We start from the raw sequence: 12,999 nt of genomic DNA, 5'->3' as shown, positions 1-12,999 counted from the left end.
TTAAGCGTTCCAGTGTTTTTCTATAATCTCATGGATTTCCGGATTATCTGGGTCGGTATCTTTTAAAGCTTCTCTTTGTTTCAAGATTTCTACTTTCATTTCTTTAATAATCTCTTGGTATTCCGGATCATTATAAGCGTTGTGAGATTCGTTTGGATCTTTTTCTAAATCGTAAAAGTCCCAAAATTTCTTTGGTTGATTTTCTTTAGTAAACCCGTTTTCCTTTAATGCATTTCCGTAATAGAAGGCTAGTTTGTAACGTTCTCCTCTAATTCCAAAATGTCCAGGACGATCTATAGAATGGTCCCAATATCTGTAATAACCATACTTTCTCCAATCTTTAGACGTATTTCCTTTTAAGTTCTCACGGAACGAGTGGCCTTGCATCGTTTCAGGATAATCAACACCTGCATAATCTGCAAATAACGCTGAGAAATCTACATTTTCAATAAGATCTGAATTACGTGTTCCTGCAGGAATTTCTTTTGGATAACGAATTACGAAAGGCATGTGAATAGATTCTTCATATATTAATCGTTTATCAAACCAACCGTGTTCTCCTAAAAAGTAACCTTGGTCTGCTGTATAAATAACGATGGTGTTTTCTGCTAATCCAGATTTGTCTAAATAATCTAATAATTTACCAATATTATCATCAATAGCGGCTCCACAACGCATGAAGTCCTTTACATATTTTTGGTAGGTTTTATATCTAGCTTCATCATTTGTTAAACCATCTACAGTTAATGGTAATTCTGGATACTTCATGTAACCCGGTACATTTTCAGGGTCTTTTGAAGCCAATAGATATCTTTCTTTTAAATTATCTACAGACTGGCCTTTAAAAGATCTACCCGTAGTTTCTGCGCCTTTATCATAAAGTGAACTAGGAACAGGAATATCTTGATCACGATATAAATGACTAAAACGTTCTGGATAATCAAATGGCTCGTGTGTGGCTTTAAAATGACACATCATCATAAAAGGTTTGTCTTTATCTCTTTTATCAATCCATTCAATGGTTTTATCTGCAATAACATCCGTACTAAAACCTTCATAAGCTTTACCTCCTTCCATATAATCTTTCCAATTCTCTTTGGTTTTCAATATAGGATTCCAGTATCTACCTTGTCCTGGTAAAACACTGTAATAATCGAACTCATCGGTAGGTTCTTGTTTTAAATGCCATTTCCCTATAATAGAGGTTTGGTAACCACCACGCTTTAAAACACCTGCAATAGTAGGATGCGTTGGAGGTAAACCACCCGCTAGAATTTTTACACCGTTAATATGACTGTATTGACCGGTAAGAATTGTGGCTCTACTTGGCGAACAAATGGAGTTGGATACCAAACAATTATCTAACACAAGTCCTTCTGCAGCTAAACGCTCAATGTTTGGGGTATGTACATAATCTTTTAAAATTCCATCGTAAATACCTAAGGCTTGAGACGTATGATCATCGGCCATGATGTATAAGATATTAGGCCTTTCTGGTTTTACTTCAGCTTTAGTTTCTACTTGTTTTGTTTTTTCTTTACAGCTGGTTACAGTTGTAAGGGCAAGTAAGCAAATGGCACCTATTTTAAGTACATGTTTCATTTTTTTTTGAGTTTAATTTGTAACAATTAGTTTTACAGTTTCAAAATTATTTGATGAAGGACTAATACCTATTTCAAAATCTCCCGGCTCAACTCCTTTTTTATGCAACTCTCTATCAAAGAATTGTAACTCTTCTAAAGTGGTTTCAAAAGTTATTGTAGTTGCCTTTTATGGTTTTAAAGAAATACGCTTTGTACCTCATAAATTTTATTAAGCTCGTTTTAACCGAACTTTCTACAATTGTACAACTTCTTCTCCTTTCAAATCTCCTACATTTTTGACATTAACAGATACTTTTGTTGCCGCTGTACAGTTAATGTTTCTTTTTGAATTTAGCTTTTAAAACCACAGGATAGCTATCTCCATTAACCACTGGCATATTTATAGTTAAACCGTTATTTGTTTGTTTATATGAAACCTTTCTACCGTTATATAATTGTATTAACCCTTTTAAATTTCCTGGGGTAACTTCGCTAGACTTCCCTAATGAAGGAATAACGAATTCACCTCCTTTTGGATTCATTACGGTTATGTAAAAATCATCTCCCTTTGTGGTGTAACGAACTTCATCGTGAGCAAAAGCAGGTGTTGCTGTTGTACGTTGGTTAAAATGTTCGCCATGCTTTTGAGACTCTGTAGCATTTCGTAATTCGCCATCAACGGTTTCAACGGCTTCTCCTCGAACACTTCTACCATCGCCATAAACTGTCCATGGACGTGTTCCGTAAATTGCTTCACCATTTATTTTAAGCCAATCACCAACTATTTTTACACTCTTTTTTATCTCATCAGGAATTGTGCCATCTGGCTTTAATTCCATACTTAATAGCAAGTTTCCATTTTTACTTACGGCTTCAATTAGCATTTCTAAAATGGTACGCGCATTATGAGTTAGGTGTCGGTCTTTTTTATAAAACCAATCGGTAAACGTAATTTCCGATTGCCAAGGATATGCTCTTAAGGTATTACTACCTCCAGATTCTACTTCGTTAACCGTGCCTTTTGCTTGTTTTTTTAAAAGCATAACAGCATCTATTTTGCCATTATCCTTTAAACTATTGTTATACAGTTTTCGGGTAACTTCTTTACCGTAATCGCCATACGTAAAGTTAAAACCATCATTATATAATAGATCAGGTTTGTAGTTTGTAACTAATTCAATATGGCGTTTTAGCCAGTTTTTCTTAATATCTTCAATAATTTCTGGAGTACGATCTTCTGGTGCTGGACCATATAAATCTTTAGGGTCTAAACCTTCCCACCATTTTCCTTTGCCATCGGCTTTTGTTAATCGTCCATCATAAGGTACTCCTGCATATTCGCCCGTTTTATCTGCTCCAAAAGCAGGTTGCCACCAATTTAGAAAACGATCGTCGTGGCTAGTTACTCCAAATTTTAAGCCAGCATTACGTGTTGCTTTTTCAAAAGCACCAATAATATCTTTTTTAGGACCAACATTAACCGAATTCCATGGGTGATAAGAGGAATGGAATAAATCGAAATGATCATGATGATTTGCTAAGGCTACAATATATTTGGCACCATTTTCTTTTGAAAAATTTATTAAATATTCAGCATCAAATTTTTCAGCTTTCCATGCATGGATAATATCTTTAAAACCGAATTCTGAAGGGTGGCCATAAGTTTGTAAGTGATACGGATTGGCCATTTTTCCAAATTTCTGGCGGCCAACATCTTTCATGTACATATGTCTAGCATACCAACCGCCACCTTGTTCAGGTACAGCTTGTGGTCCCCAATGAAACCAGATTCCGAATTTGGCATCACGAAACCATTCTGGACATTCATATTGATTAGCAAGTTCATCCCATGTTAAGTCTTTGTTTTGAGCTTTTATAAATTGTGTTGAGCCCAAGAAAAATAAAACAACAAAAAGCATGTTTAAAAAAACAGGCTTTTTAATTGAGATTACTATTGTATTTGAATGTCTATTGGTCATTTATTTTTTTTTAAAGTTGTAAGCTTCAATATCATCAAATAGTCCAAATTCATTTTTATCTAATTCTGCAGGATCGCCTGTTTCATAAATAAGAATTTGTAATTCTGACATTAAATCATCTTTAATAGTTTTGAATTTTTCATCGTCTATTAGATTATTAAGCTCCCAAGAATCTTCTTTTACATTGAATAATTGATAGGTGAAAACTTCATGCTTTGCACTTACAATTAATTTATAATCGCCTTTACGAACCGCGCGGTGTCCACCACCAGGATTATGTTTTCTGTTTTTATTAAGTAAATCGCCAGGCCAAGAATTATAGGCGTACAGCATACTGTTTCTAACTTCTTTCTTTTCACCCGTTATAACAGGTGTTAAATCTTCTGTTTCGATAGACTCAGGAATTTCTAGTCCGGTTAAGCCGCATAACGTAGGAAACACATCGTGTAAATAGGCTAGGGCATCGGTTTTTTGATTTTTAGGAATGTTTGGCCCACAAAAAATTAAAGGTACACCAACACTATGTTCATACACATTTTGTTTTCCTAATAAACCATGTTGACCTAAAGCTAAACCGTTATCTCCGGCAAAAACAATAATAGTGTTCTCTGCTTGTCCAGAAGCTTTTAGAGCTTTTAAAACGCGACCAATTTGTGCATCGGTAGCCGTAATCATGGCATAATAATCTGATATTTCTTTTTGAATAATAGCTTCTGTTCTTGGAAAAGGCGCTAAAACTTCATCTCTAATTCTATCATCAGCAATTTCAAAAGGATGCTCAGGCATAAAGTTTTCTGGCACGGTCATGTCTTCAGTAGGGTACATATCATGAAATTCCTGAGGCGCAGTTCTTGGGTCGTGTGGAGCAGTAAAGGCAACATACATTAAAAACGGATCCTTTTCTTTATAACTATCTAAAAAACCAACAGCGGCATCTGCAAAAACTTCACTACTAAATTTTTCTTTATCTTGATAAGTAGCAGACCATCCCGTTTCTGGTGTGTAATCTTTTACTTTAGTTCCAAAATGTGTAGTCATACCTCCTAAAAAGGCTGATTTTATTTGATTGAAACCACGCTCTAGCCAAATTTCACCATTGTGTTGTTTTCCTGTCGCAAAAGTTTCGTAACCGTTAGCTTTAAAATATTCTGGAAAGGTTAATAAATCACTTTTTCCTTTTTCTTCCTTCGGAAAAGCAAATTGCGCATAAACATTGGGTTCTATATTGAAATAGTGACGCCCAGTCATTAACATCGCTCTACTTGGAGAACAAACAGCCGCCGTTGTTGCTCCTAAAATATAAGAGTTGGTAAACGATGTTCCATTTTCTACTAACTTATCCATGTTAGGTGTTTTTACACCGTATTTGTGCATGGCTTCTATGGTACCAGCACGCTGATCGTCTGTAAATAAGAAAAGGATGTTTGGCTTTTGTGCCACAGCTTCTTCTGCTTTTGGCTTTTCTTTACATCCTGTTGCTATTAATGCAATAAGAATAACACTGTAAAATATGGTTTTGTTAGACATGTTTATGTTTTAAATAGTAATTTTATTTTTCTTCTTTAGCAATCATTTTACCAACCTGCTTTAAAATTTTGGCCGATTCTTTTGGTACATTTCCATCACCATCAGGGCCAATATTGAGCAAGAAATTCCCGCCTTTTTGGTTGATGTCTTTAAGCTTTTGGTAAACGACTTCTGGACTTTTCCAAGCGGTGTCTTTTATTTTGAAGCCCCAAGAATCGTTCATGGTGTAGCAAGCTTCCCAATAATGTTTTAAAGTTGAATCTGGATGAAATTGTTCTGGCGTACCAAAATCTTTTTTGAATTTATCACGTTTTGAAACGCGGTTGTTAATGATAACGCTTGGTTTTAAGGTTCTGATGTATTGATATAAATCGTTACCATCTTTTTCGGTCCACCAATGTGTCCAATCGGCATCGAACCAAATAATTTCGCTATCGTAATTTTCGACAAGCTCCTTAATTTGGTTTTTCATGTAGGTGACATACTCTTCTTTTCTGCCATCCTTCATGGTGGTTAAGCCCCAGTTTTTACGCTTTTCTTCTTCGTTATATTCCACCGTTTGGGATGGATGATGCCAATCTATGATGCTGTAATAGGTGCCAAAATGTAAACCGCCTTTTTTGCAAGCATCCGCAAGTTCTTTTACTAGATCTCTACCTTTCATTGGACTTTTAGCAATATCGAAATCGGTATATTCAGAATCCCATAGGCAAAAACCTTCATGGTGTTTGGTAGTAACCACCAAATATTTCATACCTGCTTTTTTAGCTAGCTTTACAATGTTATTGGCATCAAAATCTTTAGGATTCCAAGTGTTTATTAACGTTGCATATTCTTCCGAAGAAATATTTTGATTTCCTTGAATCCATTCGGCGTAGCGCCCTTCATCATTACCTTTGTAAATACCGCCTAATTGGCTGTAAAGACCAAAATGAATAAACATGCCATATTTAGCATCTGTAAACCATTGCATTCTTTTAGTGAAATCGGCTTCAGATTCTTCTAAATAATTAACCTGTTCTTGAGCAAAGCCAAAAGTGATTAATGAGAGAAGAGTGACTAAAATGACGTGTTTTTTCTGCACAGTATAATTTATTAGTGTTTTATATGTTTTGCGGTTAAATAACGCTCTAGGTGAGAAGCATTCAACTCATCACTATCTCCGTATTTAGTGCGCATATTTTCTAATTGCTTATGCATATCTGCTTTTACATCGGCATAAGCAGGATCGTTGTAAAGGTTATTCATTTCCGAAGGGTCTTTTTCTAAATCGTATAATTCCCATTGTTCAATATCATAATAGAAATGGATTAATTTGTAACGATGTGTTCTTACGCCATAATGACGTTTTACATGGTGCTCTCCTGGGAATTCATAATAAGTGTAGTAAATAGCATCACGCCATTCACTAGCTTCACCATTTACTAACTTTCTAAAAGATTCTCCTTGAATGTCTTTTGGAATATCTACACCTGCATAATCTAAAAATGTTGGTGCAAAGTCTAAATTTTGTACAAGACCGTTAACAACAGTACCTGCTTTAATTTCTTTTGGATATTTAACTAAAATAGGAGTTCTAAAAGACTCTTCGTACATAAAACGTTTGTCGAACCAGCCGTGTTCACCTAAATAAAATCCTTGATCGGATGTGTAAACAACAATTGTGTTTTCTTCTAAACCATTTTCTTTTAAATAATCTAAAACCTCACCAACACCATCATCTACAGATTGAATGGTTCTTAAGTAATCGTGCATGTAGCGGTTATATTTCCAAAGAGCAAGTTCTTTTCCTTCTAATTTTTTAGCTTTAAAATCGGCTATAATAGGATCATAGTAAGTGTCCCAAGCAGCTTTTTGCTCAGCATTCATACGGTCATATTTTTTTTGAAACATGCCTCTGTACTTGGTTTTTATATCACCATCTTTATCTAGCATTTTTAAATCGTACACTAAATCCATGTCCTTGTAGATTCCCATTTCGTGTGCTGCTGCAGCAGGTCGCCCTTCGTAATCATCAAAGAAGTTTGCTGGCGGATCGAATGTTTTATCATCAAAAAGCGTTAAATATTTTTCCTCTGGCATCCAAGTTCTATGTGGAGCTTTTTGGTGGTAAAGCATTAAAAAAGGCTTGTCTTTTTCACGTTTGTTTTCTAACCAGTTCAATGCAATATCTGTGGTTACGTTTGTTACATAACCTGGTATGGTTTTCTTTACGCCATTCTCAATAAATTCTGGAGAGTAATATTGACCTTGGCCAGGTAGTACGTTGGAGTAATCGAAACCTTGTGGTAAACCATCCATGTGAATTTTACCAATTAATGCGGTTTGATAACCCGATTTTTGAAGGGTTTTAGCGAAGTTGTCTTGATCCCAGTTAAACGGACTAATATTATCTACTTTTCCGTTTACAAAGCTGTGTTTACCAGTTAGCATTACAGCTCTACTTGGTGCACAAATGGAATTTGTTACAAAACCTCTGTTAAAGAGCGCTCCTTCATTCGCAATTCTATCAATATTAGGTGTGTTATTTAGTCCATGACCGTAAGCACTAATGGCTTGGTAAGCATGGTCATCACTCATTATAAAAACAATATTTGGTCGTTGTGGGGTTTCAGCTTCAACCTTAGCTTTTGTTTCGTTTTTACAGCTAAAGCATAACATAAAAGCCGATAAAACCACCAAGTAGGAATTATTCAATTTTGTTGTATTCAGAATGTGTTTTGCCATTTTTATGAATTGAATTGTTAGTGTTTTTTTCTTTTGTGAAATATTTATTTCTTTCCAATTTTGTGTCCCCAGACAGCAAAAAACAAAATAAGAGCGTAGCAAGGAATTAAAATCCAGTAACTACTTGTTGCAGCGCTTGAAGTTGCTTGCACCTGATCTATACCACTCGCTATGAGTTCTGTTTTATTGGCATCTACAATTCTACCGTATAATGGCGGGATAATTGCACCACCAGAAATAGCCATAATTAATAGGGCAGAAGCGGTTTTGGTAAATTTGCCTAAACCTTCCAAGGTTAAAGGCCATATAGCTGGCCAAACTAAGGCATTTGCAATACCTAAACCTGCTACAAATAGAATAGATGTAAAACCAGTAGTATATAAAATACATAAACTAAATACAATACCAAGTACTGCACTTGCTATTAAAGCTGTTTTTTGTTTAACATATTTTGGAATTAAAAATACACCTAACGCATAAGTTGCTACCATGGCCATAAGGGTGTAAGTTGTAAAGTATTTAGCTTCTTCTCCAGTAAAGCCTAAAGAAATACCGTAAGATATAATAGTATCTCCAGCAATTACTTCTGCACCTACATATACAAATAAGGCTAACACACCTAACCATAAATGTGGGAATTGAAATATGCTAGTTTTAGTGCTTTTACCTTCAACAGTATCGTCAGTATCTTCTGCTTCAACATCTGGTAATGGTGCCATTCTTATCAGAACACCTAATACAAAAAGAACGATAGCCATAATTAAATAAGGCATAAATACGCTATCGGCCATAGTATCTAAAAGTACATTTTTCTCTTCTAAAGAAACGCTTCCTAATTTATCCTTAACTTCATCTATACCCGATAGCAGTAATGCACCAAAAATTAAAGATCCTAAAGCTCCTGCAGTTTTGTTTGCTATTCCCATAATAGCAATACGTTTAGCTCCACTTTCCATTGGGCCTAAAATTGTGATGTATGGGTTAGCGGCTGTTTGTAAAAGCGTCATACCAACACCTTGAATAAAAATACCTGTTAAAAACACCCAATAAGTTCTTGCTTCGGCTGCAGGTATAAAAAGTAAAGCACCTATACCCATAATGATTAACCCTAAAGACATACCTTTTTTGTAGCCTATCTTATTTAATATATAAGATGCTGGTAATGCCATTAAAACGAAAGAGATGTAAGATGCAGAAGCGACTAAATAAGATTGCGCATCTGTTAATTCGTTTATGGTTTTCATGAAAGGAATTAACGCCCCGTTGATCCAGGTAACGAATCCAAAAATGAAAAACAAACTCGCTATAATAACGATTGGAACTAGATTACTTTTTTTTGGTGATTGCATATTTTTTTTGATTTTTATTATTAAATCTGAATAAATAAAAAAAATACAAAAAATCTAATGGTTGGTTCCCATTCTAATTCTTTAGTCGATTAATTGTTTTTTTGAATTTTGCAGATAGTTTTAATTGTTGACTAAATTAGATGTTATAATGTATTGAAACAAATACTAAGTTAGTAGAAAACTATTTTATTCTTTTAAGAAAAGGGAGGACGTTATGAGGATCCTCCCTTAGACTTAAAATAAAACAAAACTAAACTTCAAATAAACTTACCCTAAAGTAAGTGACATAAAAGATTATTAGAAAATTAGTTCGACGAATAACAGGTTTGAAAAGGTGTTGGTTAAAAAGAATTTAATTCAACAAAATTATTTATCGTAAGTGATATAAGCAGACACTAACCAATGGTTAGATTTATCTTTTCCGGCTGCTGTAGCAGGTATTGTAATAGTTAAAGATTGCTCGCCAGATTTTAGGTCGCCAAGTTCTGCAACAAAAGGTTCTACCTTAGAACCAGGACACCAATTTGAGCGAGAAAGATCTGAAGACGCTAAACGCTCTTCAATTTCCTTAATCTTATATGTTTTTGTTTTTCTATCTCTGTAATAAGTAGAGTCTTTACGTAACCAAACGCCAGAAGTTGGGTTAAAACGTCTAAAAGATGCGCAATCGTCTCTCCACGGAATAGTATCTATTACCGTTTTTCCGTTAACTATAACGGTGTTTTTAATTTTAATGAACTCATCACCACCGCTATGTCCACCGTGTCCTGTGGTAATGTAATGCAGTTTAGCATTTTTAATGTTTTTATCTAAAACGAAAGTATGCTCTAAAGATCGGTTAGCAAAAAAATCAGGCAAAGCTTGCCCTTTTACATAGTTTACCGCATTAACTAACGGTAATACTTCGCGTTGTTGTTTTGGTCGGCCAGAATAGATTAGGCTTAAATCAACTTTATAACCAACCTTACTCCATGCATCAATCCAAACACCTACATAAAAAGTATCACTAACAATACTTTCAAGGTCTGATATATCTTGATTCCAAACTACTTCTTTTTCCCAATGTGGTACATAAACCGGTTTTCTATGTTTTACTTCATCATTGCTGTAATGGCCAACTCCAAATGGCGTCATAAAGCGTAATAATTCAACTACAGGTTTGTAATCTTCAGTCGCTTTTACACCACCGTGTTTTTCGTTCGTATAAGATCCCTTCGGAAATTTAGTTTTGCCTTGTGCTAAATTTGAAAATGAAATATCATCTGGATTGGTAATTACAAAGCAAGAACCCGATTTATCCCATTTATCACCATTAGAACGCAATGATAATTTAATATGAACATCGGTACCTTTTTTGAACTTCGGAACAGTGACTTTCTTTAAAATCACACGACCACCTTGCAGTCTAATAATATCCGGATTATCAACCGTTGGTTTTCCGTAATTAACTTGTTGATCTTGGAAGATTATTTTTTCTATTTTCTCTTGAGAAAAAGAATATAAACTGCTAATTAAAAGAATGCATAGGGTGATGAATCTGATTTTCATTTTAAATTGATTTTTAATTTTGAACCTTTTATTAAATCTGAATGGTTAATGAAGTAGCTATTATACGCCTTACCATCAAGTTGAATTGTGTTTATAATACCTTTTTCAGTACCCGATTTTTCAATAACAAGCGTTTTTCCTTGGTAATAATTCGAGTCTAAATCGATAGTTATTTTATCGAAAACAGGTGTTGATATCGTATAAATAGGATCTCCAGGAGATACAGGATAAATACCCATCATGCTATAAATTAACCAAGCCGACATGGTGCCTGTATCATCATTGCCTGGTAAGCCAGCAGGTTTGTTTTGGAAATATTCATCCATTAGCTCATGCACTAATTGTTGCGTGCGCCATTCTTCACCTTTTACATAATTGAATAAATAAGGATAAGCAATATCGGGCTCGTTTGCCATATCGAATTGTTTGGTGCTAAATACCTTTTGAAGTTGTTCGCTAAAACCTTTTTTACCACCCATAAGTTTCATTAAGCCTTTAATATCATGCGATACCATAAAGGCATATTGCCAAGCGTTGCCTTCTATAAAACCAATATTTTTAGTGAAATTTGCTCCAGCTAACGGATCGAAAGGTTCGTGCCAAGTACCGTCTGCATTACGCGGGCGTAAGAGTTTTAAGTCTTTATCAAATAGTTTTCTATATGAAATGGAACGTTTAGAAAAACGTTGGTAATCGTCTTTTTTATTTAGCGCTTTGGCTAATAGTGAAATGGAATAATCGGTGGCGTTATATTCTTGAGTGGTAGAAACCGAACCATTTTGATCGGTGTTTAAATAGCCATTTTCAATATACGGTTGAATACCAGGTCGTAACGGATTATTTTCTAAAGCATCGGCACTTTTTACCATAGCTTCATAGGCTTTTTCAATATCGAAATCGGTGATGCCTTTTAAATAGGTATCCGTTAAAATAATACCTGCAGGATCTCCCACCATAGTTGTGGTTTCGGTAGCGTTGAGTTCCCATTTTGGTAACCAGCCACTTTCATCATAAATATCAAGCATACTTTTAACCATATCCGATTGTTGCTTCGGGTAAACCAAAGACATCAAAGCGTGAAGGTTTCTGTAGGTATCCCAAAATGAAAACACTGTAAATCGGGTGTTTTCAGTCTTTAAAGTTTCTCGGGTTGCCATTTTTGGGTATTCACCATTAAAATCATTTAAAATATTTGGGTGAATTAGCGTGTGGTAAAGAGCTGTGTAAAAAATGGTTTTATCATCTTCCGTGCCGCCTTCAACTTTGATTTTAGATAGTTGTTGTTCCCAGTTTGATTCGGCTTGTTGGTGTATGGTTTCAAAACTGAAATCTTGTGTTTCTTGCTCTAAATTTTCGCGTGCATTTTCAATACTCACATATGAAACTCCAATTTTAACTTCTACTTGGGTTGGTTTTTCAAATTGATAAGAAAAATAACTCCCAATACTATCGCCTAAAACTTCTTTGCGATAACCTTCCATAAGTCTTGGTTTTCCATTGTATGGCATCCAAGCAGCTTCAGCGCCCTTATATTTTTTAGGAGTTTTCCAAACACCATAATTTGTTGCAGGTTTACTAAATTTTGCAACGAAATAAACCGGATAGGCTTCTTCGGGTTTGTAATAGCAAAATGAGCCCACAGTGCGCATACCTTCAATTTCTGTTGGCGATACTATTTTTATAGCGGCACCTTCCTCATTCGTTAAGCCTAATCCTAAATTTAATAAAATGTTCGATTGTCCTTTCGGGAATGTATATCTAGAAATACCCGTTCTGGTAGTTGTTGTGGTTTCAACCTTAATATTATATTTTGTTAAAACATTAGAGTAATAACCTGCTTTGGCTGTTTCGTTGGTGTAGGTACTTCCGTATTTTAAATGATTGGTTTCAACATCACCTGTGGTTGGCATTAAAAGGATAACACCTAAATCTGGACAACCAACACCGCTTAAATTGACGTGGGAATAGCCTGTTAAAAAGGTGTTTTCGTTCACATAAGGGTTAGATAACCATCGACTATCTTTTTCTAATGTATTTTGAGTTCCCGCCACGTTGAAAGGAGATACACTTACCATACCTCGTGGTGCAATGGCTCCAGGATTGGTGGCTCCAAAGTTTGAAGTTCCTATAAACGGATTTACATATTTAGTGAATTCTTGCGCATTTACAGCCAAGGTGTTTATTAGGATAGATACAATAAAAAGCTTTTTTATCATCGTGTAGGGATGTTTATAGATGGTTATTACAGCATCTAAATTAAGCGGTATTTACTTAGTATAACAGAAA

Annotated in this window: 8 protein-coding genes; all 8 read right to left on the bottom strand. The window is 35.1% G+C overall.

Features of this window, described 5'->3' with window-relative positions; all coding sequences use genetic code 11:
• The 8 genes from BM246_RS16750 to BM246_RS16715 all read right to left on the bottom strand — a co-directional run bounded on the left by BM246_RS16750 (window position 1) and on the right by BM246_RS16715 (window position 12,929).
• The gene (locus tag BM246_RS16750) at window positions 1-1,602 is read right to left on the bottom strand and encodes a sulfatase family protein (protein WP_042506115.1); all 1,602 of its coding nucleotides are present in this window, start codon (window positions 1,600-1,602) and stop codon (window positions 1-3) included.
• Window positions 1,603-1,915: 313 nt separating this feature from the next.
• Window positions 1,916-3,562, bottom strand: a complete 1,647-nt coding sequence (locus tag BM246_RS16745) for an alpha-L-fucosidase (protein WP_074939484.1) — start codon at window positions 3,560-3,562, stop codon at window positions 1,916-1,918.
• Window positions 3,563-5,089, bottom strand: coding sequence for a sulfatase family protein (locus BM246_RS16740; RefSeq protein ID WP_074939481.1), 1,527 nt, complete (start codon window positions 5,087-5,089; stop codon window positions 3,563-3,565).
• A 22-nt stretch (window positions 5,090-5,111) separates the two neighbouring features.
• Window positions 5,112-6,173 (bottom strand): alpha-L-fucosidase, encoded by a 1,062-nt coding sequence (locus tag BM246_RS16735; protein ID WP_074939480.1) that lies wholly within the window; start codon window positions 6,171-6,173, stop codon window positions 5,112-5,114.
• An 11-nt stretch (window positions 6,174-6,184) separates the two neighbouring features.
• On the bottom strand, window positions 6,185-7,816 hold the full coding sequence (locus tag BM246_RS16730) for a sulfatase family protein (protein WP_074939477.1): 1,632 nt from the start codon (window positions 7,814-7,816) through the stop codon (window positions 6,185-6,187).
• A gap of 44 nt (window positions 7,817-7,860) precedes the next feature.
• The gene (locus BM246_RS16725) at window positions 7,861-9,165 is read right to left on the bottom strand and encodes a sugar MFS transporter (protein WP_042506109.1); all 1,305 of its coding nucleotides are present in this window, start codon (window positions 9,163-9,165) and stop codon (window positions 7,861-7,863) included.
• A 366-nt stretch (window positions 9,166-9,531) separates the two neighbouring features.
• The gene (locus BM246_RS16720; protein ID WP_074939474.1) at window positions 9,532-10,713 is read right to left on the bottom strand and encodes a PNGase F N-terminal domain-containing protein; all 1,182 of its coding nucleotides are present in this window, start codon (window positions 10,711-10,713) and stop codon (window positions 9,532-9,534) included.
• Window positions 10,710-12,929: a GH92 family glycosyl hydrolase gene (locus BM246_RS16715; RefSeq protein WP_074939472.1), complete on the bottom strand. Its 2,220-nt coding sequence runs from the start codon at window positions 12,927-12,929 to the stop codon at window positions 10,710-10,712. Before BM246_RS16715 ends, BM246_RS16720 begins: the two co-directional genes overlap by 4 nt.
• Between the last annotated feature and the right edge of the window lie 70 nt (window positions 12,930-12,999).

Source organism: Algibacter lectus, from assembly GCF_900112395.1.
GTDB classification, from domain to species: domain Bacteria; phylum Bacteroidota; class Bacteroidia; order Flavobacteriales; family Flavobacteriaceae; genus Algibacter; species Algibacter lectus.
This window is presented reverse-complemented; position numbering and strand designations above follow the sequence as displayed.

What these genes read in the sequence shown, in the direction of transcription:
- BM246_RS16750 (WP_042506115.1), bottom strand. Translation starts at nt 1,602, where the DNA reads ATGAAACATGTACTTAAAATAGGTGCCATTTGCTTACTTGCCCTTACA.
- BM246_RS16745 (WP_074939484.1), bottom strand. Translation starts at nt 3,562, where the DNA reads ATGACCAATAGACATTCAAATACAATAGTAATCTCAATTAAAAAGCCT.
- BM246_RS16740 (WP_074939481.1), bottom strand. Translation starts at nt 5,089, where the DNA reads ATGTCTAACAAAACCATATTTTACAGTGTTATTCTTATTGCATTAATA.
- BM246_RS16730 (WP_074939477.1), bottom strand. Translation starts at nt 7,816, where the DNA reads ATGGCAAAACACATTCTGAATACAACAAAATTGAATAATTCCTACTTG.
- BM246_RS16725 (WP_042506109.1), bottom strand. Translation starts at nt 9,165, where the DNA reads ATGCAATCACCAAAAAAAAGTAATCTAGTTCCAATCGTTATTATAGCG.
- BM246_RS16720 (WP_074939474.1), bottom strand. Translation starts at nt 10,713, where the DNA reads ATGAAAATCAGATTCATCACCCTATGCATTCTTTTAATTAGCAGTTTA.
- BM246_RS16715 (WP_074939472.1), bottom strand. Translation starts at nt 12,929, where the DNA reads ATGATAAAAAAGCTTTTTATTGTATCTATCCTAATAAACACCTTGGCT.